Origin of the sequence: Corynebacterium sp. SA-MJD20WY100 (assembly GCF_039822565.1) — a bacterium.
GTDB classification, from domain to species: Bacteria; Actinomycetota; Actinomycetes; order Mycobacteriales; family Mycobacteriaceae; genus Corynebacterium; species Corynebacterium phoceense_A.
In genome coordinates, this window is record NZ_JBCJKS010000002.1 from 1 (window position 1) to 24,527 (window position 24,527).

Consider the following 24,527-nt stretch of genomic DNA (forward strand, 5'->3'; position numbering starts at 1 on the left):
TGCTGGACCGTGATGCCCTCACGGATGGGGTCGAAATCCGCTATCTTCTTGCGGAGAGTAATGGGAATTGCCATCCCCACATTCTCAAGAAGCCGGAGTCCAAAAAGTCGTTAGACATCCTGTCCATAAACTTCCTGGACTCCGCGTCAAAAAACTAATTGGACTCCGAGTCCAAAAAGTCAATGGACTCCGAGTCCAAGAAGTCACTAGACATCACACCGCTAGTCCGGAATGCGGATTAGTGGAAGAAGTGGCGGGTACCGGTGAGGTACATGGTCACGCCGGCTGCCTTGGCAGCCTCGATGACCTGCTCGTCACGAATCGAACCGCCCGGCTGCACGACAGCCTTGACGCCAGCGTTGGTGAGGACCTCCAGGCCGTCCGGGAACGGGAAGAAAGCATCCGATGCCGCGAATGCGCCGCGGGCACGCTGCTCACCCTCGCCGAGGGTGTTGGCGCGCTCGACGGCCAGCTTGGCGGAGTCAACGCGATTGACCTGGCCCATGCCCACGCCCACGGAGGCGTTGTTCTTGGACAGCAGGATGGCGTTGGACTTCACAGAGCGCACGGAGCGCCATGCGAACTCAAGCTCGGCGAGGTCAGCGTCGTTGAGCGGCTCACCGCAGGCCAGCGTCCAGTTCTCCGGCTTATCGCCCTCGGCCTGGTAAGTATCCGGCTCCTGGCACAGGACGCCGCCGGAGATGTGCTTGATTTCTTCTGCCGGAGCCTCGTACTCGGCAACGAGGATGCGGAGGTTCTTCTTCTCCTTGAGGATCTCCACGGCGCCGTCCTCGTAGGATGGAGCGACGATGACCTCGGTGAAGATGTCCTTGACCTGCTTGGCCATCTCTTTGGTGACCTCGCGGTTGACGGCGATGACGCCGCCGAATGCGGAGAGCGGGTCGCACGCATGCGCGGCGCGGTGTGCCGCAGCGATGGACTCATCAGACACGGCGATGCCGCACGGGTTGGCGTGCTTGATGATGGCAACACACGGACGCTCGTGATCCCAGGCGGCGCGCCACGCGGCATCAGCATCCTGGTAGTTGTTGTAGGACATCTCCTTGCCGCCCAGCTGCTCCGCGTTGGCCAGGCCCTTGCCAGAGCCATCGCGGGTAACGGTCGCGGACTGGTGGGAGTTCTCGCCGTAGCGCAGCGTCGTGGTGGCGCCGCCCTCGGTGAGCTGGTCCACGAACCATGCGGAAACGGCCGCGTCGTAGTCAGCGGTGTGCAGGAAGGCGTCACGAGCAAGCGCGCGGCGCTCCTCGAGGGAGAAGCCACCGTTCTTCACGGCCTCGGCGACGTCAGCGTAACGCGACGGGTCGACGACAACGGCGACGGACGGGTGGTTCTTTGCGGCGGCGCGCACCATGGACGGGCCTCCGATGTCGATCTGCTCGACGCAGCCATCGAAGTCAGCACCGGACGCAACGGTCTCACGGAACGGGTAGAGGTTGACAACGACGAGCTGGAAAGCCTCAACGCCAAGCTCCTCGAGCTGTGTGAGGTGATCCGGCTTGCGGGTATCGGCCAGGATGCCAGCGTGGACCTTCGGGTGCAGGGTCTTGACGCGACCTTCGAGGCACTCCGGGAAGCCGGTGAGCTTCTCCACCGGGGTCACGTCAATACCCAGATCCGCAATCTTCTGCGCGGTCGAGCCAGTGGAGACAATCTCCACGCCCGCGGCGTCGAGCGCACGGGCCAAGTCTTCGAGTCCAGTCTTGTCGTAGACGCTGATAAGCGCACGCTTGATCTGCTTGGCGTCAGTCATAGGTTGTGTGAAATCTTCCTTGTAATAAAGATCGGTGTTAGAGATCGATGGAAAGGGCGTCGCCGTCCACGCGCGCTGCGCGCAGGACCTCGACGATGAGCTTGCGCTCAACTACTTTGATGCGCTCATGCAGGCCGGCTTCATCATCGCCGCGCTCGACCATGACGGGCCGTTGGGCGATAATACGGCCGGTGTCCACACCAGCGTCGACGAAATGGACGGTAGAACCGGTGACTTTGACCCCGTAGGCCAGCGCGTCGCGCACGGCGTGCGCGCCCGGGAACGCCGGGAGCAGCGCCGGGTGCGTGTTGATGGTGCGCCCTTCGAAGCGCTCCAGGAAAGCCGCGCCCAAAATCCGCATAAAACCGGCAGAAACCACCGCGTCCGGGCTGCCTACGGCAGCCACCAGGCGGTGGTTCCATTCTTCGCGGTCCTCGGCCAGCGCCACCACTTCCGTGGGGATGCCAGCCGCGGCGGCTCGCTCGATGCCCTGACATTCTTTGTCGGCCACAACTTTGACGACACGATACGAGTCGTCTTGATGGTCGAGGATGTTCTGAAGCAGTGAGCCGGTGCCGGAGACGAGTACAACGATCTCAAGCGGTGCGATACGTGTCGAAGTCACACACATAGAGTAGCCGGTCACACCCCAATGGCGGAATTTTTCACCGCCTAACGTTGTGTGTCCGCGTCTCTATCCTCCGCAGCGCCCTCATCAGTGACAATCTCGCCCTCGATGATCTCGCCTTCTAAGGCCTCATCATCAGAGGACTCGACGTCGAGAAGCTCGCCTTCAAGGACTTCGTCCTCGGCAGCATCGACTTCTGGCTCGTTGTCCCTCGCATCATCGTTCTTACCGGTGACTTCCGCGGTCTCAGACCCGGACGTGCCACGCTGATCCTCGGCCTCGGCCTCGACCTCTCCATCGGACCGGCTTTCGGCGTCATCAACAGACTCCGGCTCAGCGCCAGAGTCAGCTTCCGCGTCCGCGTGGAGTTCAGCGTCGGTTTTCACCTCGTCACCGAAAGCCTCGTCGTCTTTCGAATCCGCGACGCCATCGCTTGCATCGGTATCTTCCGCGACCTCATCGACTGTCTCAGCAGACTCAGCTTCGTCGGCTTCTGCATCGCCAGCCGAATCCTCCGACTCTGCGTCGAGCTCGGCGGAGTCAGACTCTACTTCGCTTTCGTCAATGACCGACTCCGCGTCAGAGGATGCCTCGTCCGCTTCCGCCACAGCAGCACCCGCGGCGCGGCGGTCGAAGAAGTAGTAGCCGGCGGCAACGAGGAGGCCGGGCACGGCCGTCCACAGGAAGGCCAAGCCAGCCGCAAGCCAGAGCATGGGGCCGACATGCCCGTAGTAGCCCAGGGCGCCGGACGTGAAGTAGCACGCGAGCACCACTCCGAATGCCGCCCAAACGCCGGCGAGTACGGCGTGGGCGAAGCTCGGGCGGGCACGGAGAAAGAGTGCAACGGCAACGAGGGCAGGCAGCGCGAGCAGGCCCACGGCCCAGGACGCGGAGTGCGCGGGAACGGCGGCCAGGATTGGCAGAGGCGGCAGAGGCACGAGCACTGTATCGAAGAGACTCACGCTCGCGGTGCCGAGGTGGAACTCGGAGCCGAGCAACACGGCGCCTGTCGCGACGATCGCGTTAGGGACATAAAGAATGGACAGCGCGATAAGCCCCGCCAGGCCCACACCGGGCAGCTGCGGATATTCGGCGAGCATGGCGGCTTGCGCGTCAAAGCGCACGATAAAGAGGACGAGGAAGACGAGTGCGGCCACGGTGGCGAACCCGATGAGCACGCGGCCCGCCGTCGACGCTGCTTCGACAACAACGCGCGGCACGCCGTAGCGGCGAGCCAGCGCGCGCCAGAGACGCGGCCCCATGCCCACCGCCATGGCGGCGAGATGCAGGATCCACACGCGCGGCAGCGTGGTGAACAGGCTCGGCGGCGCCACGTCATAGACCTTGCCCGCATCCCAGAGCATGAACCACGCGATGAGCGTGAGGAGGGTGGGCACCGCGATAAGGCAGCCCAACAGAATAAGGAGGTCCTTGACGCTCACCCGCTTCTTCACCAAGGAATGCACACGCGTGGCGAGCATGACAAAGAGCAGGCAGGCTGGCAACGCGGGAACGACGCCGATGGAGATTCCGTCGGCGCTGGCCGAGCCGAGCGTGGAAACCATCCACCCTTCGGCGATGGCGGTGGGCAGCCACGCCGCGGGCGAACCGGTGAGCAACACGAGCGCAAGGGCGACGGCGATGATGACGCCGGCCACGAGGGCATCGGGAAGCGCGACGGCAAAAAACATCCGGCGGATGCGGGCACCGAGGGTGCGAGGGGCGGCGGCCTGCTTATCCTTGCTCCGGGCGCTCACACGGGAGGCGACACGGGCGGCGGCCGGTGTGGCATGCGTGCGGCGAGGACTGCGCGAGGTGGGGCTGGTGTTCTTGCTCATGATGGAAAACACTTTGCCACGACCCAGCGGCGGGCCGCGGGTGGCACGACGAGCGACGCCCGTTTTCTATTCCTTATATATAAGGGTAAAGAAGAGGTTGAGACTCGGCGGTGGGGGTAATCAAACACGAAATTTCCGTTCGGAATGCGCCCTAAAGATACGACACAGGCTTCTATCAGATTGCTACCATCGCGACGGCGGATTGCTAAGAATCGACTAAGAACTGCTCAAGCGGCTTGCCCAGCCCTCATCGAGACGCTATTGTTACCTTTCGTTGATAACAAGTAGGTCACAAATTCGTAAACCTACAGGGCGCATCGTAACGTTTCGCGCCTGGTAACGAATGAAGGACAAGAAAGAAGAAATTAGATGCGAAGCACGACTCAGCGCGCCGGCTCCGGCCGCCACCGCAAGATCGCTACCGCACAGACCGCAAAGGGCCGCATCGCGCTCTTCACCGTCGCCGCGGGTGCCGTCTCATCCGCAGGTGTTGGTGGCGCCACGGCCGCACAGCTGCAGTCCGGTTCCGAGACTCAGGACGTCAAGCTCGCCGCTACGACCAACCCGCTGGGCGACGCTCAGGAGCAGCTGCAGCAGTCTGCCGATGACGCAATGACCGCCATCACCACCGCCCCGCAGGTCCTCAACCTTGCCGAGGTCAAGCCGGTGTCCAACCTGGACGAGCAGCTCAACACCGCCATCCAGGCATCCGAGGCCCGCCACGCTGCCGATGAAGCGGCTCGTGCGCCATCTGTCGCTCGCCCGGCCGAGGGCGCTTTCACCTCGCCGTTCGGCCCGCGCTGGGGCTCCTTCCACTACGGCATCGATATCGCCAACTCCCTGGGCACCCCGATCCTCGCCGTCATGGACGGCACCGTCATCGACTCGGGCCCGGCTTCCGGCTACGGCCAGTGGATCCGCATCAAGCACGAGGACGGCTCCGTGTCCGTCTACGGCCACATGCAGACCCTCGACGTCGCCGTCGGCGAGCACGTCACCGCTGGCCAGAAGATCGCTGGCATGGGTTCCCTGGGCTTCTCCACCGGTTCCCACCTCCACTTCGAGATCCACCCGGACGGCACGACCCCGGTCGACCCGGCCGCATGGCTCGCCGAGCGCGGTATCAACGTCTAAATAAGCGCCTCACACTTCTACTTTCGCCGAGTGCCCGCCTCCTTCACGGAGGCGGGCACTCGGCGTTTTCACCCCTTCCCACAGCACCGCACGCAGCCATGGCCACCGAACATTCAGGCCCCTCGGCCCGCCCAATCACAGACAAAGAGGGCCACACAAGACCCTGACCGCAGCTGTGTGTTAAATCACTTTTATGCACATGCCGCGTGTGGACGTGTCAGTATTTTCACCCTGAACCACCCCGCTTCACCGCTTTACTCCGGGGAGATTCACGACTTTAGTGTCAAACGGGGGTAACAACGTGCCGCTCAAACAGCCCGAAACGAAGCTCGCTCATGCGCATTTATACAAACCCCCACATCGCATTACCGAACACAAGTGCCATTGATAGCCCAATGGTTACCCAGTAATCTACCCCTAGAGTTACCCAGTAACCAACTCTATAACCAGTACACATACCGCTTTCGTGAAGGACCGTCATGTCAGTGAAACACTCACTATTGGCCCTGCTCGCCGCCGCGCCGGCGAGCGCGAGCGCCCTGCAGCATGGCTACGCGGAAGAAACGGGATCCACTCTCAACATCGGACAGGTCGCCCAAACGCTCACCCGGTTGGAGCGCGACGAGCTCATCGCTCAGTCGGGCACCACCACCGGCCCCACTGGGCGCAAGGCCGATCAGTACGCCATCACAGAGGAAGGCCGCGCAGAACTGCACCGCTGGTTCAACGCGCCCGTCCTCCCGCCGGCGGCTGACCGCGACGAGCTCGTCATCAAAGTCGCGCTCGCCGCACACCGTCCCGAGATCGATCTCGTCTCGCTCCTCGATAACCAACGCTTCGCCACGCTCCAGGCCGTCCGTGAGCTCACCGCCGCACAGCGCGACATGCCCCAGGTGCGCAGCGCTCACCGTCTCGCTTCAGAGAAACGCATCTTCGAGCTCGAAGCCACACTGCGCTGGCTCGACCGCGTCGAAGCGCTCGCTTCCCTTTCCACCCACGCACAGGAGGATGAACACCGATGAATGCCGCCTCTCCGCTCCCCCTCGAGCTCCAGGACGTCACGTGCGTCTTCGGCACCGGCGCCCGCCAAGTCACTGCACTCGACTTCGCTTCGCTCGAGCTACACCCCGGCGAGCTCGTCGCCGTCATGGGCCCCTCCGGATCCGGTAAGTCGACATTGCTCAATGTCGCAGGCCTCCTCCTACGCCCCACCTCCGGTCGCGTGCTCATCGAGGGCGTCGACACCGCGGACTTCTCCGCGCGTCGCGCCGCCCAGGCTCGCCGCAAGCACTTGGGCTTCGTTTTCCAGAACTTCAATCTTGTCTCCACGCTCACCGTCGGCGAGAATGTCACGCTGCCGCTTGAGCTCGACGGAGAGTCCCCCTCCCGCTGCCGCGAGCTTGCCGATGCCGCCCTCTCCGAGGTCGGCCTCGACGGCGCAGGGTTTGCCGATCGCTACCCCGAGGAAATCTCCGGCGGCCAGGCCCAGCGCGTCGCCATCGCGCGTGCGCTCATTGGCCCGCGCCGCGTCCTCCTCGCGGACGAGCCCACGGGCGCGCTTGATACCGCCACGGGCGAGGACGTGATGAACGTCCTGCGCGCGCGCATTGACGCCGGTGCCTCCGGACTCCTCGTTACGCACGAGCCACGCTTCGCCGCGTGGGCCGACCGCGTCGTCATGGTCCGCGATGGCCGCCTCAGCGAACCGGGCGCGCCACAGGCCGTGCGCCCGGGGCAGGAGGAGAAATAATGTCTTCTCTTGCCGCCGCCACCCGCGCCACCCGGCGCGACATGTTCCGCGCGCCCGGACGGCTCATCGCCGCGGTGTTGCTCATCGCGCTGCCCATCGCAGCCGTCGTTGCGCTGGCCATTAACGACGCCTCCGGCAGCGGGCGTCTTGCCAGTCCCGCGATTGGTGAACAACTCGCCATCGAAGGCGTGACCTGCGAGCAGGAACCGGGCGTGTACTCGGGCTCGTGCACCGGCGCTCAGCGCACGCCCACCGCGTATTCCGATGCCGAGGCCGTCGTCCCCGACTCCATCGAGATTGGTCGCCAGCTGGAGTTCACCGTAGACGTTGCGAAGGGCGCAGATACCTCGCCGACGGGTACGTACTACTCTCCCATCGTGCAGCTTTCCCCGGACTTCCTGCCTGAGGATCTCCCTACATCGCTGGGGCCTGATGAGATCTTCCTCGACAAGTTCTCCGCGGAGTCGATGGATATCTCTGTCGGCGATTCCGTCACCACGGCTCTGTCCGATGGAACGACGCGCACGCTCACCGTCGCTGCGATCTCGCCTTCCTATCAATCGCTCGTCATCGACGGCGCGCTCTACGACCGCGAGGTCGACCTCCAGACCAATGCGGAAGCCACGGTGACGTGGCTCTACCGGCCGCGCGGGGAGATCTCGTGGGCCGATGTCGAATACGTCAACGCGCGCGGCGGCATGCTGCTAAGCAACGACTTGGCCAAGCATCCGCCGGCCGACGCCCCTGAGATCAATCCGGACCACGCGAGTGCCGCGACGACGGCCTGGGCCGGCTGGACACCGGGCCAGATTGCGCTGGCAATCCTCAGCGCGCTGGCATTCTACGCGGTCTTCGCACTGCTTATCGTTCTGTTTATTTCGCCCGTGTTCTCGCTGGCGCTCGCTCGCCACACGCGACTGTTCGCGATGCTCTCCGCCCAGGGTGCGTCGCGCTGGCACATCGCGGCCGCGGTCTTGGTCTTCGCGCTCTTCGCCGGTGCCATCGGCGCCACGCTCGGCGTGGTCCTCGGCGGCAGCATCGGCTGGGCATGGTGGGCTATCGCGAGCCCCGGGTGGAGCGTGCACATCCCGTGGATAAACATCGGCGTCGCGTGGCTTGTCGCCGTACTCGGCTCGATCACCGCAGCCGCGGTGCCCGCCTATCTCACCGCGCGTAATTCACTCGCTGGAGCTCTGGCGGGCGGCACGCCTGACCGCATGGTTCGCTGGCGCTGGTGGATGGCATGCGGGCCGGCCCTGCTTGTACTCACGACCATTGGCGCTCTCGTCCTATGGTTCGCCCACACCCCAGGACGCCGCCACTATGCCTCCAGGGAAGACTGGTGGGTCATCATCGTCTTCGTCGGTCTCGTGGCAATGACCTTAAGCATCCCGGCGCTCGTCTTCTGGGTCGCGCGCACTACACGCCGCGCTCCCGTCGCGCTGCGCACCGCCGGCCGCGGGCTCACGCGCCGCTCGCTCCACACGCTGCCCGCTGTGGCGGCCATCGCCGCGCTCACCACGCTCGTGGTGGGTGGTGTCGTCTCGATGCGCACCGATGATGCCCAAGGCCAGGCCATAGCCGCGACGTACACGCCGAGCAATGTCGCCTTTGTCGATGCGGACTCCCAGGAGGCTGCCCGCGAGGGCATCGGTCGCATCGCGCCACACCTCGGCCCAACCAAGGAAGTCGACGTCTACGCACTCGATGCGGACGCGCGGCGTGAACCTTACGACCCAGACGACAGCTCGACGCAGCTGTATGTTCCCGCGGCCGCGGAGTGCGCCACTGCGTTCACCGATGACCCGAGCGCCGTGGTGTATGCCGACGCGCAGGGGCGCACAACCGACATCGATCCGGACGCCGCGCGTGCCTGCCTGTCCACGCTGGCTGGCACCACTTCATATACCTCCGAGTCGCCCCTGGGCAACCGTCTCATCGTCGCGTCCCAGGACACCATCGAGGATCTGTTCTCGCTTATTAAGTTCGACTCACCCGAGGATCGCGACCGTGCGGCGGCAACGCTGCGCGCCGGCGGCGTGGTCATCAACAAGGGACACGGCTTGGCCGACGCGAAGACCACTGAGGTCGTGTCCAAGCGCTACGACGCCGTCGAGACTGCCGATGACGGTAGCTACGCATGGGAGGAAGCAACGAAAGAAGCACGCAAGGAGCTTCCCGTAGCGGAGGCTCTGCCGCTCCACGCTGGGCCGCTCACCCTCGTGAGCGAGGATGCCGCGCGTGAGCTAGGAGTCAAGGTCATCTATGCCGGTACTGCCTTGCTTACCGATGACCCCATCACGCGCCGCCAGGACAACACCATTCGTGAGGACATTTATGGCTGGGATGAGGAAGGCAACTCCCCTGCTCCCCTGGCGTACGGGTATTCCTCCGCGGTCTACAGGTCCTACAATCCGCCGACATGGCCGTTCGCCGCCGCAGTCGCAGGTCTGTCCTTCATCGCGTTGGCACTCGTCATCGCGCTCGCCGCCGCCGGCATTCGTCGCGAGTCCCGAGTCTTCGCCTCGCTTGGCGCAGCTCCCGGCTTCGCCGCCAAGGTCGCGGCCCTGCAGGCGGGACTCGTCGCCGCCCTGGGACTGTGGACGGGCATCCTCGCCGGACATGTGGGCGCCTTCTTCTCCACTACCCGCGACGCCCACACCATTGCGGGTGAGGTGTACCGATGGGGCAGCCTTCCGTACTACCAACCGTCGTGGCTCATGATGGCCGTCGGCGTGGTCGTTCCCCTCGTCACGGCGGCACTCGCGTGGTGGGTCCACCGCCCACGGCTCGACGCACAGGGACGCGACCGAGCCGATCTGCTTCCAGGACGCGAGGCCGAGCGCTCGCTCGTTTAGCACGCAGGCGCCATCGCAGGCTCGCCACAGGGCGCGCGGTAGCGACACGCCGATGCCCACAGAATTTCCCTGCACACTCTCGCGTGCGCAGGGATTTCTTGTGCATGCAGCGTTCAAAGAAGCCGATGAGCTGGAAGGATGCCAAATGTTACAAAGACGATATTGAGTCACCCCCACCCCCTACCCCCGTTCGCTAAACCGAGACTTCACAGTTGTAACACCTTTCACATCAGTAACACGTGTAACACGCTGGCATGTTCGAATAGTTTTCGAACTTGGGGCATTTACCTGCATATTTTGAGGTGTTGCCAATGGCGGCCCCACGGGATAGCTTTTATTCCGTTGCCATAACGTGGCCGGAAATCGTGGAGCGACACGCCGACGGCCACTGGCAGTAATTTTTTTGGAATTTGTCCAACTCGAAAAGGACTCTTTTTATGAAGCGCACCCACCGCACGGGCCTCGCCGCCGCCGCGCTCATCGCGGCGCTCGGCGTCGCCCCGGCCGCCACGGCGCACACCCCGGTTGCCTCCTTCAACGTCTCGCAAGGGTCGTCCCAGTCGGAGTCGAACGGAACCGTGGACGGTGCTGGCCTCCTGGGCGCCGCCATCGGCTTTGCTCAGGCGGCGAACGGCGTCCTCAACGAGGGCGTTGTGCCGACTATCGATTACAAAGCAGAGACCAACGAGCTCAACATCGTGCTGGACCCGTCCATCGTGCCGGGCCTGTCTGAGGCTTTCGCTCCGTCGACGGGTACGAGCACGCTCAACACGAGCATGCGCGGCCGCACGGCCTCCGGTGCCACGGTGGTCTTCCCGACCTCGGGTACCTACACCTCCGGCTTCGGCCAGCGCTGGGGTGCAATGCACAACGGCATCGACATCGCCAACCCGATTGGCACACCGATTGTCTCCGTCATGGACGGCACCGTCATCAGCTCGGGCCCCGCACAGGGCTTCGGCAACTGGATTCGCGTCCAGCACGACGACGGCTCCGTGTCGGTCTACGGCCACATGCAGGCCAGCTCCCTACTCGTGGGCGTGGGTGAGCGCGTGAGCGCCGGCCAGCAGATTGCGTCCATCGGCAGCGAGGGACAGTCCACCGGCCCGCACCTGCACTTCGAGATTCACCCGGACGGCACCACGCCGGTGGATCCGCAGGCCTGGTTCGCTGAGCAGGGCATCAACTTCTAGTTGCAGCCCGGCTTACCGGGCACGGTCTAAAGCTTTTCCATCGGCACACCACCGATGAGCATGAGTCGGACCGTGCCCGCCGAGCCGAAATCAATGGTCACCGTCGCGCGAGCGCCGGTGCCACTGGCGGCCACCACCTTGCCGAGTCCGTACTTGGCATGGTTGACGCGGTCGCCGACCTCAAGGTGAAGATTCTTGTTCTTTGGCATGGACGAGGACGGTTCACGGCGCCGCTGCGTTGGGGAAGACGCGGACGACCCGGAGCCACGCGAGCCGCCACCGCGGCTGCTCCCGTATCCCGACCAGTCACGGCCGAAGCTGCGGCCATAAGAATAATCGTCTCCACCACTGCCCCACGCTCCAGCTCCGTGACCAGAGCTGGACAAACTGGAATCGGGCTCTTCACGGCGCCAGTCGATGAGATCCTCCGGGATCTCGCCGAGGAAGCGGCTGGCCGGGTTCGTTAAAGGATTGCCCCACGACGAACGCAGAATTGCTCGAGTGAGATACAGCTGCTCACGGGCACGCGTGATGCCGACATACGCCAGACGGCGTTCTTCGCTCAGTTCCTTCGGGTCTCCGAGGGAGCGCATGTGCGGGAATTGGCCGTCCTCCCAGCCGGTGAGGAAGACGACTGGGAACTCCAAGCCCTTGGCGGTATGCAGCGTCATGAGTGTCACGACTCCCTGTTCGGAGTCCGGAATCTGATCCGCGTCAGCGACCAGCGAGACCTTCTCCAGGAAGGCTTGCAGGGAACCCGGCGCGGCTTCTCCTTCTTCTTGGGCCTGCGCGAGCAAGTCCTTATCGTCGTCATCCATAAACGCCATCTGGTTCGCGGCCTCCGAGGAGAACTCGCGCGCGACGGACACCAACTCGTTGAGGTTATCGAGGCGCGCACCATCCTGTGGATCATTCGACTGCTCGAGCTGTTCTTTATATCCCGTCGCCTCGAGGATCGCCGTGATGAGCTCGCCCAGATCTGGCTGCCCTGTCACCTCATTGGTCATGCCCGGCAGCTGTGCGCGCAGGCCATCCATCATCTCATTGAAGCGCCCCACCGCGTTGCGTGCACGGGCGCCGAGGCCTGGGACCTTGTCCACGGCGGCATCGACAAGCGCGCGGCCAAAGCTCACCCCCATATTGTCCGCATGGACCGCAATGTGGCCCTGGGCTGCGTCGCCGATCGCACGCTTAGGCACGTTGATAATGCGGCGCAGGCTCACCGTGTCATCCGGGTTATCCATGATGCGCAGGTAGGCCACGATATCGCGGATCTCACGACGCTCGTAGAAGCGCGTGCCGCCGACCACCTTGTACGGGATGCCCGAGCGCATGAAAATATCCTCCACCGCGCGCGACGCGTTGTTCGTGCGGTACATGACCGCGATATCGGAGTAGTTGCGTCCGCTATCCGCGAGCTGGTCGATCTCCTGGGCGATGAACCGGGCCTCATCGTGCTCGTTGTCCGCGACGTAACCGATGATCTTGGCACCCTCACCGTGGGCGGTCCACAGGTTCTTCTCGCGGCGGTGCTCGTTCTGCGCGATGACGGCGTTCGCGGCGTTGAGGATATTCTGCGTCGAGCGGTAGTTCTGCTCGAGCAGAATGGTGCGCGCCTGCGGGTAGTCGCGCTCGAATTCCTCGATATTGCGAATGGTCGCCCCACGGAAGGCGTAGATGGATTGGTCCGAGTCGCCTACGACGCACAGTTCCGGATTGGGTGCCACGCCATCGCCGACCAACGCGGAGACGAGACGGTACTGCGCGTGGTTGGTGTCCTGATACTCGTCAATGAGCACATGGCGGAAACGCCGACGATAGAAATCCACCACCTGCGGGTGCTGGGTGAAGATGCGCACGACCTCACCAATGAGGTCATCGAAGTCCACGGCGTTGGCCGCGCGCAGGCGGCGCTGGTACTCGGCGAAGACCTGCGCGACTGTTGTATCGAACGGGTTCTTCGTCTTCGAGGCCTCCGCGAGCGCCTCCTCCGGACCGACGAGCTCATTCTTGTGATTCGAAATCTGGTTAGCGAGGACGCGGCCGGTGTATTTCTTCAGGTCCAGCTGCATGTCCTTGGCAATCATGGTGAGCAGCCGGCGCGCGTCGTCGCCGTCGTAGATCGTGAAGTTCGTGTTCAGCCCCGGCACAAGCTGCGCGTTCTGGCGCAGGATGCGCACACAGATGGAGTGGAACGTGGAGACCCACATGCGCTCCGCAACGGGACCTACGAGCTGCCCCACGCGCTCTTTCATTTCCGCCGCCGCCTTGTTGGTAAACGTGATGGCGAGGATCTGCCACGGCTGCACGCCGCGGCGATGCATGAGGTACGCGATGCGGCGCGTAAGCACCGCCGTCTTGCCTGAGCCCGCGCCGGCCACAATGAGCAGCGGCGCACCGATGTGCTCCACGGCTTCTTTCTGCTGGGGGTTGAGACCCGCAACGAGCGGGTCCTCCCCCGCTGGCTGGCCGTTATCGGCGGCCTCTGCAGCGCCCGCGGGCGCGCCGAAACCGCCCTGGGTGCGCGGACGGAAGCCCGGCACGGGTGCCTGGGACGCACGCGCGGCGCTATCTCCGCCAAAGGGATTCTGGCCGGCATTGGGCGTGGAGCCGGAGTCCGACGTCGCGGCAGGGTTCGAGTTAAAAGGAGACGCGTTATCCATGATGGCTTACAACCGTACTAGCAGGCGCCGACACGAGTCGTTCCCCACGCCCAAACACCCGCCCCTATGCTTGGCTTTTGGTGTGTCCGCGACTACATTATGAGCGCATGAGCGCTGACACTAACTCCGGTACCGATTTGCCCGAGGGCACCGACATCCCTGAAACCGGCACGACCACCCCGAACGTCGAGTCTGACTTTGACGTCCGCATGCCGTCCGGCACGGACGATCCCCTCTCCGACGCGGAGATCCAGCGCTACCGCGAGGAGATCAACCGCATGGACCGGATCATCCTCGACGCCGCCAAGCGCCGCCAACAGGTCTCCCAAGCCATCGGGCGCACGCGCATGAGCTCCGGCGGCACGCGCCTGGTCCACACCCGCGAGGTGCAGATCATCAACCAATTCCGCGATGAGCTGGGCGAGGAAGGCCCTGCCATTGCGTCAGCGTTGCTACGCATGGGCCGCGGGCGCCTGGGCTAGACACGAGCACTGTGGCGAAAATCCCCGATCGGGCACCATCTTTCGCTATCTTTGCCCGCTCGTGCGTGAAACTTTTGGACTACGGTAGGAAGACGTAAAAGACCCCGCCTGAATAAGCGAAGGAAGGCACCGCCTTATGTCCATTACGTCGAACCCTCAGTGGAACGCTCTCACCGAGCTCGCCGCAGCTCCGCGCCCGAATCTGCGTGAGCTCTTCGCCACAGATCCCAACCGCACGAAGAACTGGACGTTCGACGCCGCTGGCTGGCACGTCGATCTGTCGAAGAACCTCATCGACGACGCTGTGCGTGACGCGCTCCTCGACATGGCCCACGCGGCGGGCATCGAGTCTTCCCGCGACAAGATGTTTGCGGGCGAGCACCTCAACTCCACCGAGGACCGTGCCGTCCTCCATACCGCACTGCGTGCTCCGGCGGGCACCACGCTCACCGTCGATGGCCAGGACGTGGACGCCGATGTCCAGGAAGTGCTCAACCGCATGGAAGGCTTCGTCGCCTCCCTGCACAACGGCTCCTGGACCGGCCACTCCGGTAAGAAGATTAAGACCGTCGTCAATATCGGTATTGGCGGCTCGGACCTCGGCCCGGCCATGGCCTACAAGGCACTGCGCACCTACCTCGCCGGCGATATTGAGGCGCGCTTCGTCTCCAACGTCGACCCCTCCGATATGGCGGCCAACCTCGCGGATCTCGATCCGGAGACCACCCTGTTTATCGTCGCCTCCAAGACCTTCACCACGCAGGAAACCCTCACCAACGCCCACGCGGCACGCCGCTGGATGCTCGAGGCCTACGACGGCGATACCGAGGCCATCGCCAAGCACTTCGTCGCCGTGTCCACCAACGCGGAGAAGGTCGCCGAGTTCGGCATCGATACCGCGAACATGTTTGGATTCTGGAACTGGGTGGGCGGCCGCTACTCCGTTGACTCCGCCATTGGCCTGTCGCTCATGGCCGCCATCGGCCCGGAGAACTTCCGCGAGTTCCTCGCTGGCATGCATGCCATGGATAAGCACTTCCGCACCGCGCCGCTCGAGGAGAACGTTCCGGTCCTCATGGGTCTGCTCGGCGTCTGGTACACCGACTTCCTGGGTGCGCAGACGCACGCCGTGCTCCCCTACTCCCAGGATCTCGCCCGCTTCCCTGCGTACCTGCAGCAGCTGACCATGGAGTCCAACGGCAAGTCCGTGTGCCGCGGCGGCAAGGATGTGGACTACAACACCGGCGAGATTTACTTCGGCGAGCCGGGCACCAACGGCCAGCATGCCTTCTTCCAGCTCATGCACCAGGGCACTCACCTCATCCCGGCTGACTTTATTGGCTTTGCCCGCCCGCGTGAGGACTTCCCCACGGCGGACGGTTCGGGTTCCATGCACGACCTGCTCATGGGCAACTTCTTCGCGCAGACCAAGGTCCTGGCTTTTGGTAAGACCGCCGAGGAGATCGCCAACGAAGGCGTCGACCCCGAGGTCGTCCCCCACAAGGTCATGCCGGGCAACCGCCCCACCACCACGCTGGTCGCCGAGGAGCTCACCCCGCACGCCCTCGGCGCGCTCATCGCCCTCTACGAGCACATCGTGTTCACGGAGGGCATGATCTGGCACATCAACTCCTTCGACCAGTGGGGCGTGGAGCTGGGCAAGCAGCAGGCGAATGACCTGGCCCCGGCTGTCTCCGGTAAGGAAGAGGTCAACTCCGGCGACACCTCCACCGACGAGCTCGTGCGCTGGTACCGCCAGAACCGCTAAGACTACATCGCGCGTTTCGTCCTCGCCAGTAGCGCGCAAAGGAGAAACTCTCAGTTCACCATCGCGGTGGAACTGAGAGTTTCTTTTTAGGATTGGGACGGGTCCTGCTGCTTCTTATCCCACAAGTGCCTGCGGACCAAGAAGAGAGGCAACACGAGGACGAAGTAGAACGCCATGTACCCCACGACGTTGAGAATCACTCCGTCCGAAGTCACCTCGCTCTACGGCACGCCTTACCTCATTTAGAGGACGCCACCCCGCCCCAGCCTGTCACCTGGCTTACATAGAACGTCGCAATGACCAGCAAAGGAAGGATGCGAACTCCTCAAGCCTTTCTAGATCACTGACGGGAACGATTGCCGCAACGCGTTTCCCATTGCGGGTAACGATCGTCCGCTTCCCGGTAAAGCGACTTTCATCAATAGTGAGGCCCAATTCGCCGCGGTAATCCCGCTGCGTACTCCGCCCTGCAGGATGCCATCGATGCTCTCGAGACTGATCCGTGCCCCCACGGGCTACGAGAAACTCCAAAGGCGAGAGGGCTATCGCATCCGCGTGGGAAGGTACCACGTGGTGTACACCGTTGACCAAGGACAATTCGTCATCGAGACTTTTACCCTCGGTGCGCGCGGAGGTGTCTATAAGAAAGAGGGACGCCCACATCAACCGTGACGTCCCTACATTTCCAGTTTGAACTGTGTTTACGCTGCGCTCGATCCCTCTTCCTTCGAGCTCAACGCAAAGCCGTCCACAGTGACCTTCTTCTGTGCGACGCCGTTCTCCGGTGCGGTGGCGCTGGCAGTGGCCTTGCCGGCCGGGCAGTTGAAGGTCACGTCCACGGTGGTGCCGGCTGGGGCGTCGAAGCCCACGGTGCCGTTCTCCGCGGTGAATTTGAGTTCCTTGGTCTGGATCTCCGGCCACGTGCTCGTGTAGGAACACCGCATGGGAAGGCCGGCGCGGTCCACGACGGTGAAGATGACGGTGCCCTTCGTCTCGGTCGGGGCGCTTGAGCCGAGTCCCGGCACGAGGGAGGCGATCAGCGTGATGATGAGCGCGACCACCGCGGCGGCAGGGCCGGCGAGCTGTTGCAGCTTATCCTGGCTAAAACCAGGCATGACGAACTCCTTGTAAAAATGAAAATTAGGTTATCCTCAGCCTATCCCATTTCCGCTGCCGAAAACCGGTTTCTGGAGAAAACTCTTAGAGCTTGATCATGGGCTCCCAGCCGTGCGGGATTTCATCCGAGTCCACGATCTTGCGGCCGAACGGGAAGCAGGTCACCGGGATCATCTTGAGGTTAGCCAGGGCCACCGGGATACCCACGATGGTCACGGTCTGCGCGAGCGCGGTGGCGACGTGGCCGATGGCCAGCCAGAGACCTGCAACGAGAAACCACACCACGTTGGAGACGGCCGACATGCCGCCGGTGCCTCGGGCAGGCTGCACGACGGTCTTGCCAAAGGGCCACAGGGCAAAGCGTGCCATGCGGAACGAGGCCACGCCCATGGGGATGGTGACCACGAAGATGCAGGCGAGGATGCCTGCCAGGAAGTAGCCCAAGGCGAGCAGGAAGCCGCCGGAGATAAACCAAATCACGTTGAGAATCGTCTTCATGAGCCCCAGCCTAGCCGCACAGACCTGCAGGGCGCGGGGGTGGAACGCTCGGATCGCCGCCAGCGTCACCAGCGCCTAAGATTAAGCACCGTCATGAGCACACCTACCCCGCCAAAGAACATCCGCTATCCGCGCATCACTGCACTCATCGCTATCATCCTGACCGCGGTGAATTTGCGCTCCGTCATCACGGCGATCTCCCCACTCATTCCGGAGATCCAAGCCTCCACCGGCATGAGCGGAACCATGGTTGGCATCATCGGCACGGTACCCACGGCAATGTTCGCGGCATCGGCGTTCGTACTCCCCCGCATCAAGGAACGCTTCACGCTCAGCGAGATGATGCTCCTCTCGCTCGGGCTTACCGCCGTGGGCCAGCTGCTGCGCGTCGTCTATCCCAACGAGTGGCTGTTGCTCGTCGGCTCACTCATCGCGCTGTTTGCCATCGGCATCCTCAACGCGACCATGCCACTTGTCGTGCGCGAATACTTCCCGCGTCACGTGCCCAGCATGTCGCTCACCTTCATGATGTCGAGTCAGATCATGCTCGCCACAGCACCCATTGTCGCCGTGCCCATGATGGACTGGGCGGAGAACATGGGCCTGCCCGGCTGGCAGATTTCGCTTGGCTCCTGGGGTGTGCTCGCCGCCATCGCGGCAGTGAGTTGGATGCCGCTGCTCATCCACCGCGGCCCGAACCCCATCGACACCGCGCCCGAGCCCAACTTCCGTCTGCCGGTGTGGCGCACCACCATCGGCGTCGGTCTGGCCTTCATGTTCGGCTCCAATTCGCTGGTGGCCTACACGATGATGACGTTCATCCCGCAGATCTTCACCAACGCTGGCCAGACCGCGCAGTATGGGGCGAATATGCTCGCCATCTTCAGCGCGCTGGGCATTCCTGTCACACTCGTCGGCCCGTGGCTGGCAGGTCGTTTGGCCAACGTCTTCCCCGTCGTCATCATGTCCGCGGTCTTCTTTTCTGCCGCGCTGTTGGGCCTTGCTTTCGCCCCGCTCGCAGCGCCGTGGCTCTGGGTCACGCTCGCCGCCGTCGGTACCGTCATCTTCCCCATGGGCATGGTGCTCGTCAATATCAGGGCACGCACCCTCGAGGGCGCCACCGCGCTCACCTCTTTCGGCCAGGGTGTGGGCTACACCTTTGCCTCGCTCGGTCCCCTGCTCACCGGCGCGGCACACGAGGCGACCGGCTCCTTCTTCATTCCCCTCGCGGTGATGGCCGCCATCGGCCTCGTTACCCTCGTCGCCGGCTACTTCGCGTCTCGCCAGACCTATGTCGAGGATCAGCTCCCCGCATAACGCGCGACCTCTCGCGCCATCACCCCGGTAATGAGCGCAATTTCCCGCTCCTCCAGCGGCCGCGACAAGCTAAAGCGCAGGGCTTCCTCCTCGTTCAGGCCCAAGGCCGTCAGCACCGGCGAGGTCCCCTGCCCGCACGCTGAGCCTGCCGATGCCGCCACTCCCGCCGCGTCCAGAGCCACCAGCAGCGCGTCGCCGGAGACGCCGTCGACGACAAACGAGGCATGTCCAGGCAGACGTTCCTCCGGGTGCCCCGTGAGCCGCGCACTCGGCACCCGCTCCAGCACCGCGGCGATGAGCGCATCCCGGCTGTTCATGAGCACCACCGCGCGCTGTGCGACGTCACGCCGGTGCGCCGCCACGGCCGCCGCAAATCCTGCAATGCCTGCAACATTCTCCGTCCCGGCGCGCCGCCCTCCTTCCTGAGCGCCGCCATGGAGCAACGGCTCAAGCTCCACCGCCCGCTGCAGAAGCAGCGCGCCCACGCCCTGCGGGCCGCCAAATTTGTGGGAGGCCAGCGCCACCGCATCCGGTCCCGGTCCCGGCCACCCGTCCGCCGCAAGGCTAAAGGGCAACGCGACCGCGGCTTGAACCGCATCGAGGTGGACCAGCGCCCCCACCGCGTGAGCGCGCTCCACCACCGCAGCGACGTCCTGCACGGTTCCGATATCCGAGTTCGCCGCGCCTATCGCAACGAGCGTCGTCTCCAGCGCCAGCTCCCCCATCTCCACGCGTCCCGTCGCGTCGACGTCCGCATAGTCGACCGCGAAGCCGTGCATGCGCTCCAGGTAGGCGACCGACTGCGCCACTGCGGAATGCTCAATGCGCGTCGTCACAATCCGGCGCCCGCGTGGGTGCGCCAGCGCCAGACCGAGGACGCCTAAGTTATTCGACTCGGTCCCGCCCGAGGTAAAGACCACGCCTTCCGGCGCCACGCCGAAAGTTGCGGCGACCGTCTCCCGCGCATGCTCGAGTTCCCGGCGCGCCGCCGCGCCCGCGGCATGCAGGCTCGAGGCATTCGCCTGCCCTGCGTCCCACACGCGCTCCATCGCGGCGCGCGCCTCGGGGCGCAGCGGCGCCGTCGCCGCGGCATCGAGGTACATCACAGCTCGTCGAGCCCCAAGTCGAGCACGCCCGCGCTGTGAGTGATTGCGCCGACGGAAATGACATCCACGCCCGTCGCCGCGATCTCTGCAGCCGTCTCGAGAGTGACGTTACCGCTCGCCTCCACGATCACACGGCCTGCGATGAGCTCCACCGCCGCCCGTACATCCGCGAGCGTGAAGTTATCAAGCAAGATCGTGTCGACGCCCGCGTTCACAACGGCCTCGACCTGGTCCAGGCGGTCGACCTCCACGATGATCGACGTTGTATGTCCCACCCGCTCGCGCAGTCCGCGCAGCGCCGCCGTCAATTCCGTGGCCGAAGCCTGCGCCACGCCGAGCGCCGCCAGATGGTTATCCTTCACCATCACCGCGTCCGAGAGCCCGAAGCGGTGGTTCGTCCCGCCGCCCACGCGCACCGCGTGCTTTTCGAATGCGCGCAGGCCCGGCGTCGTCTTGCGGGTATCTGCGATGCGTGCAGGTCCCGCGAGCTCCACGAAGCGCGCGGTGAGGGTCGCAATAGCGCTCATGCGTTGTGCGAAGTTGAGCGCCGTGCGCTCTGCCGTGAGAATTGCCCGCGCCGGTCCCTCCACCACGGCCAGGCGCTCGCCCGCGGCAAAGCGCGTGCCCTCAGGAGCGAGCTCCGCCACGGCGACGCTCACCTGGCGGAAGACTTCTTCGATGACGGCACCACCGGCGAAGATGCCGGGCTCACGCGCGACGACGGCCACGCGCAGCGTTGCCTCCGCCGGGATCGCGGCCTCGGCCGTGGTATCGCCCCACGGCGCATCCTCGCGCAGGGCCGCGGCGACCGCAGTACGGATGGTCTCGGAAGTTAGCATGCGGTGACCTCAGCTTTCAGTCGCTGCGCGCGGGCGTGTACCTGACGCGGGTCGGTGTGCGGATAATCGGTGCGTTGATGGGCGCCACGCGACTCGGTGCGCTCCAGTGCGCCCGCGGCGATGAGCTTTCCGATGCCCACCACGTCCGCCGCCGTCTCATCCGTCACGGTCGCCAAGGTGGCGGCGGCGTCGCGAATGCCCTCCCCATCGCGCTCGATGCCAAGGCCTGCCGCGATGGCATGCTGGGCGTCAGCCAGCGTGCCGTTGCCGGCCCGTGTGGCCGGGGCGGCTGGGGCGGCTGGGGCGGCTGGGGCGACGTCCATGACGGCACCCTGCAGTCGCGAATCGTCGAAGCGCCACTCTCCGCTTGCGGCCGCGGTGGGATCTGCGGCGGCCGCGTGGCCTGCTGCGTCGCCAAAGACGAGGCCTTCAAGCAGCGAATTCGAGGCCAAGCGGTTAGCGCCGTGCACGCCAGTATTCGCGACCTCGCCAGCGGCGTAGAGTCCCGGCACGCTCGTGCGTCCATGGATATCCGTGGCGACGCCGCCCATTGAATAGTGCGCGGCTGGCGCGACGGGCACGGGTTCGCGCGTCCAGTCATAGCCTGCGGCAGCGAGCATGCAGGAGATGCCGGGAAATTCAGCCGCGAGGCGACCAGGCTCGTTGCCCTCGACGGCCGTGGCGTCGAGCCAGATATGCCCACCCGTCGCATTCTGCGCACGAAAGATGGCAGCCGCCACGACGTCACGCGGCGCGAGCTCCCCGCGCGGGTCCACGTCGAGCATAAAGCGCCGGCCCGCGTCGTCGCGAAGCACGGCACCGGCGCCGCGCACGGCCTCGGAGATGAGGTGGCGCGTGCCTTCGAGCACCGTGGGATGGAACTGCACGAATTCCATGTCCGCGACGAGCGCACCGGCCCGCGCGGCGGCGAGAAGGCCTTGGCCGGTGGCTCTGGGCGCGCCGGTCGAGCGCGGGTATACCCCGCAATATCCGCCGGTGGCGAGGACGACGGCATCGCCAAGCAGGATGCCCCGGTTCGTTTTCGCGCCGGTCACGACGCCGTCGCGCAGGACGAGCGAATGCAGCGCGCACTCCGGTAGCTGGGTGATCCCAGGGGTTCGCGCGATCTCGCCGCGCAGGAACTCATGGAGCGACGCGCCTGTGCGGTCGCCGCCCGCATGGATAATGCGCGAGAAGGCATGCGCGGCCTCCAGTCCTTGGTCCAGCCTCCCGTCACCGTGGCGGTCGGCAGGGAAACCTGCGTCGAGCAGCGCACGGACGCGCCCCCGGCCGCGGCGCACGAGCTCGCGGGCGGCGCACTCGTCGACGAGACCTGCACCCGCGGCCAAGGTATCGGCGAGGTGCGACTGCCAGGTATCCGCCGGGGCGAGGGCCGCTGCAATTCCGCCTTGGGCAAGCTGCGTGCTGCCCGCGCTTCCCTGAATGGAGGGGCCAGGATAGGCGAGCGTGACGTGTGCGCCCGCGGCGTGGGCGGCAAGCGCCGCGCTCATGCCCGCAACGCCGGAGCCGACAACGAGAACGTGACGCATCTAAGCCACCTTCGGACGGGCGGCGAGCATGCGTTCGAGGGCGACGCGGGCATCGGCTGCCACCGCGTCGTCGACCGTGATGCGGTTGGGTATCTCGCCAGCGACGAGGGACTCGAGGGTCCACGCGAGGTAGGCCGGATGGATGCGGTACATCGTCGAGCACGGGCAGACCACCGGGTCGAGGCAGAAGATGGTGCGGTCCGGGTACTGCGCGGCGAGGCGACTGACGAGGTTGATCTCCGTGCCGATGGCGAGCACGTCGCCCGGCCGGGAGGCTGCGACCTCGCGGCGAATGAGCTCGGTGGAACCGGCGGCATCGGCAGCCTGCACGACGGGTGCCGGGCACTCGGGGTGGACGATGACGCGCACGCCGGGGAACTCGGCGCGGGCGCGCTCAATCTGAGCGACGGTAAAGCGCTTGTGCACGGAGCAGAAACCATCCCACACGATGACGCGAGCGCGCTCGAGCTCCTCCGGGGTGAGGCCCTTCCGCGGGTTCCACAGCACGATCTCCTCGTCCGGGATGCCCATGACGTGCGCGGAATTGCGGCCCAGATGCTGATCCGGCAGGAAGAGCACGCGCTGGCCCTGCTCGAAGGCCCACTCGAGGACCGTCGTGGCGTTCGAGGAGGTGCACACGATGCCTCCGTTGCGGCCGCAGAAGGCCTTGATATTCGCGGCCGAGTTCATGTACGTCACCGGGACGGGCGCCTCGATGGCCGCCGTGATGTCAGTCCAAGCGCGCTCGACCTGCGCGAGCGTTGCCATATCCGCCATGGAGCACCCCGCAGCGAGATTAGGCAGGATGACAGCCTGGTCCGCGCCCGAGAGGATATCTGCGGTCTCCGCCATGAAGTGCACGCCGCAGAAGACGAAGGCGTCTGCTTCCGGATGCGCCTTCGCGGCTTTCGCCAGGTTGAAGGAGTCGCCCACGAAGTCTGCGTATGTCACGACCTCGTCGCGCTGGTAGAAGTGCCCGAGGATCTTCACGCGTTCGCCCAAAGTTTCCTTCGCCGCGGCGATCATGGCGTCGAGTTCCTCGGGGCTGGCTTGGGTGTAGCGCTCCGGCAGTGCGCTCTGGTGCGGCGCATCTACAGGGAACGGGTCCGCGATGGAGGCGCCCGGGCCGTAGCTCGAGTCCTGATTAAGCGCCCACGGGTCTTGGGCAAGATCGGTGCCGCAGGCTTCGTCCTTTGCGGCAAGCCTGATGAGTTCGCGCACGCTGGGCATGGTGGTCTTCTTTCTAGTCTTCTTCGGGGCGGTATCTGTAGGTTTTTGCGGGTCGATGCTTCACGCCCGCCAGGGAGTGGCCGGTTTCTTCCAACGTCTTCGACGCCAGCATCTGTCTTCGGAAATTCGCCGGATCCAACGGGTGGCCGAGGATGATCTCGTGGACTTCGCGCAGTTGCGCGAGCGTGAACTCGGGGTCGAGGAAGCGGTGCGCCACGGCGGCATACGCCGTGCGCGAGCGCAGCCTTGTGAGCGCCGTCGCGATGATCTCCCCGTGGTCGAAGGCGAGATCCGGCAGGGCGTCGGCGCGGAACCACGCGACGTTGGCGTCCTCCCCGGCCGCGGCGGTGGCGCCTGCGGCATCGCGCGCGCTGTACTGCGCCCAATAGGCGATGGTGACAAGGCGCTCGGCATCCGCGCTGCGTTCGACCGAGCCGAAGGAGTAGAGCTGCTCCAGGTAGCTAGGCTCGATGCGCGTGGCTGCCACAAGGGTCGCGTGCGCGGTCTGCGTGAGCGTCTGGTTCCAGGCGGTGGGCCCGCCGGGCAGCGCCCACGCATCTTTGAAGGGTGCACGCACGCGGCGCACGAGGGGAAGCCACAGGCCCTGCTCCTCGTCTTTGGCGTGGGCACGCGCATGCGCCGGTGGCCGCAGCGCAAAGGCCACGGTGGACACGGCGACGCGCGGCGACTGCCGCCGCCGCTCCGCGACGTTGAGTTTCTGCCAGTCGCTCATGGGCCGCTCACCTCCACTTTTAGTTAAGGTCATTATGACTTTAAGTGAAGAGT

At 64.9% G+C, this 24,527-nt stretch carries 20 protein-coding genes; 8 read left to right on the forward strand and 12 right to left on the reverse strand.

Annotated elements, in window-relative coordinates:
* Positions 1-238: 238 nt before the first annotated feature.
* The 3 genes from purH to ABJ196_RS01260 are packed head-to-tail and all read right to left on the reverse strand — an operon-like array spanning position 239 to position 4,237.
* Positions 239-1,771 carry a bifunctional phosphoribosylaminoimidazolecarboxamide formyltransferase/IMP cyclohydrolase gene (gene purH / locus ABJ196_RS01250; RefSeq protein WP_347304877.1) on the reverse strand — a complete coding sequence of 511 codons (1,533 nt, stop codon included), beginning with the start codon at positions 1,769-1,771 and terminating at the stop codon, positions 239-241.
* Between the two features lie 37 nt (positions 1,772-1,808).
* Positions 1,809-2,402, reverse strand: coding sequence for a phosphoribosylglycinamide formyltransferase (gene purN, locus ABJ196_RS01255; protein WP_347305016.1), 594 nt, complete (start codon positions 2,400-2,402; stop codon positions 1,809-1,811).
* A gap of 41 nt (positions 2,403-2,443) precedes the next feature.
* Positions 2,444-4,237 (reverse strand): DUF6350 family protein, encoded by a 1,794-nt coding sequence (locus ABJ196_RS01260; RefSeq protein WP_347304878.1) that lies wholly within the window; start codon positions 4,235-4,237, stop codon positions 2,444-2,446.
* 369 nt (positions 4,238-4,606) lie between these two features.
* Between ABJ196_RS01260 and ABJ196_RS01265 the strand changes: the two genes are divergently transcribed.
* From ABJ196_RS01265 to ABJ196_RS01285, 5 genes are all read left to right on the forward strand, one after another.
* Positions 4,607-5,371, forward strand: a complete 765-nt coding sequence (locus ABJ196_RS01265; RefSeq protein ID WP_347304879.1) for a M23 family metallopeptidase — start codon at positions 4,607-4,609, stop codon at positions 5,369-5,371.
* A 479-nt stretch (positions 5,372-5,850) separates the two neighbouring features.
* A complete protein-coding gene (locus tag ABJ196_RS01270) occupies positions 5,851-6,393 on the forward strand; it encodes a helix-turn-helix transcriptional regulator (protein ID WP_347304880.1) in 543 nt (180 codons plus the stop codon).
* Entirely contained in the window at positions 6,390-7,121 is a 732-nt protein-coding gene (locus tag ABJ196_RS01275) for an ABC transporter ATP-binding protein (RefSeq protein ID WP_347304881.1), read from the forward strand. The genes ABJ196_RS01270 and ABJ196_RS01275 overlap by 4 nt, the downstream gene beginning before the upstream one ends.
* Positions 7,121-9,979: an FtsX-like permease family protein gene (locus tag ABJ196_RS01280; protein ID WP_347304882.1), complete on the forward strand. Its 2,859-nt coding sequence runs from the start codon at positions 7,121-7,123 to the stop codon at positions 9,977-9,979. The genes ABJ196_RS01275 and ABJ196_RS01280 overlap by 1 nt, the downstream gene beginning before the upstream one ends.
* A gap of 437 nt (positions 9,980-10,416) precedes the next feature.
* Entirely contained in the window at positions 10,417-11,172 is a 756-nt protein-coding gene (locus ABJ196_RS01285; protein WP_347304883.1) for a M23 family metallopeptidase, read from the forward strand.
* Positions 11,173-11,198: 26 nt separating this feature from the next.
* Here ABJ196_RS01285 and pcrA read toward each other — a convergent pair whose 3' ends face one another.
* Positions 11,199-13,835, reverse strand: a complete 2,637-nt coding sequence (gene pcrA, locus ABJ196_RS01290; RefSeq protein ID WP_347304884.1) for a DNA helicase PcrA — start codon at positions 13,833-13,835, stop codon at positions 11,199-11,201.
* 107 nt (positions 13,836-13,942) lie between these two features.
* On the opposite strand from pcrA, the gene ABJ196_RS01295 reads away from it, so the two are divergent.
* Both ABJ196_RS01295 and pgi read left to right on the forward strand, forming a co-directional pair.
* Positions 13,943-14,317: a chorismate mutase gene (locus tag ABJ196_RS01295; RefSeq protein ID WP_257069202.1), complete on the forward strand. Its 375-nt coding sequence runs from the start codon at positions 13,943-13,945 to the stop codon at positions 14,315-14,317.
* 136 nt (positions 14,318-14,453) lie between these two features.
* Positions 14,454-16,085 carry a glucose-6-phosphate isomerase gene (gene pgi, locus ABJ196_RS01300; RefSeq protein ID WP_347304885.1) on the forward strand — a complete coding sequence of 544 codons (1,632 nt, stop codon included), beginning with the start codon at positions 14,454-14,456 and terminating at the stop codon, positions 16,083-16,085.
* A gap of 86 nt (positions 16,086-16,171) precedes the next feature.
* On the opposite strand, the gene ABJ196_RS01305 is transcribed toward pgi, so the two are convergent.
* The 3 genes from ABJ196_RS01305 to ABJ196_RS01315 form a co-directional block, all read right to left on the reverse strand.
* A complete protein-coding gene (locus ABJ196_RS01305; RefSeq protein WP_347304886.1) occupies positions 16,172-16,300 on the reverse strand; it encodes a hypothetical protein in 129 nt (42 codons plus the stop codon).
* Between the two features lie 486 nt (positions 16,301-16,786).
* A complete protein-coding gene (locus ABJ196_RS01310; RefSeq protein WP_347304887.1) occupies positions 16,787-17,200 on the reverse strand; it encodes a hypothetical protein in 414 nt (137 codons plus the stop codon).
* An 85-nt stretch (positions 17,201-17,285) separates the two neighbouring features.
* Positions 17,286-17,699: a YccF domain-containing protein gene (locus tag ABJ196_RS01315; protein ID WP_347304888.1), complete on the reverse strand. Its 414-nt coding sequence runs from the start codon at positions 17,697-17,699 to the stop codon at positions 17,286-17,288.
* Positions 17,700-17,792: 93 nt separating this feature from the next.
* Between ABJ196_RS01315 and ABJ196_RS01320 the strand changes: the two genes are divergently transcribed.
* Entirely contained in the window at positions 17,793-19,016 is a 1,224-nt protein-coding gene (locus ABJ196_RS01320; RefSeq protein WP_347304889.1) for an MFS transporter, read from the forward strand.
* On the opposite strand, the gene ABJ196_RS01325 is transcribed toward ABJ196_RS01320, so the two are convergent.
* Genes ABJ196_RS01325 through ABJ196_RS01345 form a run of 5 tightly spaced genes read right to left on the reverse strand, consistent with a single transcriptional unit; the run spans position 19,001 to position 24,474 of the window.
* On the reverse strand, positions 19,001-20,119 hold the full coding sequence (locus ABJ196_RS01325) for an aminotransferase class V-fold PLP-dependent enzyme (protein ID WP_347305017.1): 1,119 nt from the start codon (positions 20,117-20,119) through the stop codon (positions 19,001-19,003). The two genes, ABJ196_RS01320 and ABJ196_RS01325, sit on opposite strands and share 16 nt — an antisense overlap.
* Entirely contained in the window at positions 20,119-20,961 is an 843-nt protein-coding gene (nadC, locus tag ABJ196_RS01330) for a carboxylating nicotinate-nucleotide diphosphorylase (protein ID WP_347304890.1), read from the reverse strand. Before nadC ends, ABJ196_RS01325 begins: the two co-directional genes overlap by 1 nt.
* On the reverse strand, positions 20,955-22,511 hold the full coding sequence (locus ABJ196_RS01335; protein ID WP_347304891.1) for an FAD-binding protein: 1,557 nt from the start codon (positions 22,509-22,511) through the stop codon (positions 20,955-20,957). Before ABJ196_RS01335 ends, nadC begins: the two co-directional genes overlap by 7 nt.
* Positions 22,512-23,741, reverse strand: coding sequence for a quinolinate synthase NadA (gene nadA, locus ABJ196_RS01340; RefSeq protein WP_347304892.1), 1,230 nt, complete (start codon positions 23,739-23,741; stop codon positions 22,512-22,514). It lies immediately after the preceding gene.
* A 13-nt stretch (positions 23,742-23,754) separates the two neighbouring features.
* Positions 23,755-24,474, reverse strand: coding sequence for an NUDIX domain-containing protein (locus tag ABJ196_RS01345; protein WP_347304893.1), 720 nt, complete (start codon positions 24,472-24,474; stop codon positions 23,755-23,757).
* Positions 24,475-24,527: the final 53 nt, after the last annotated feature.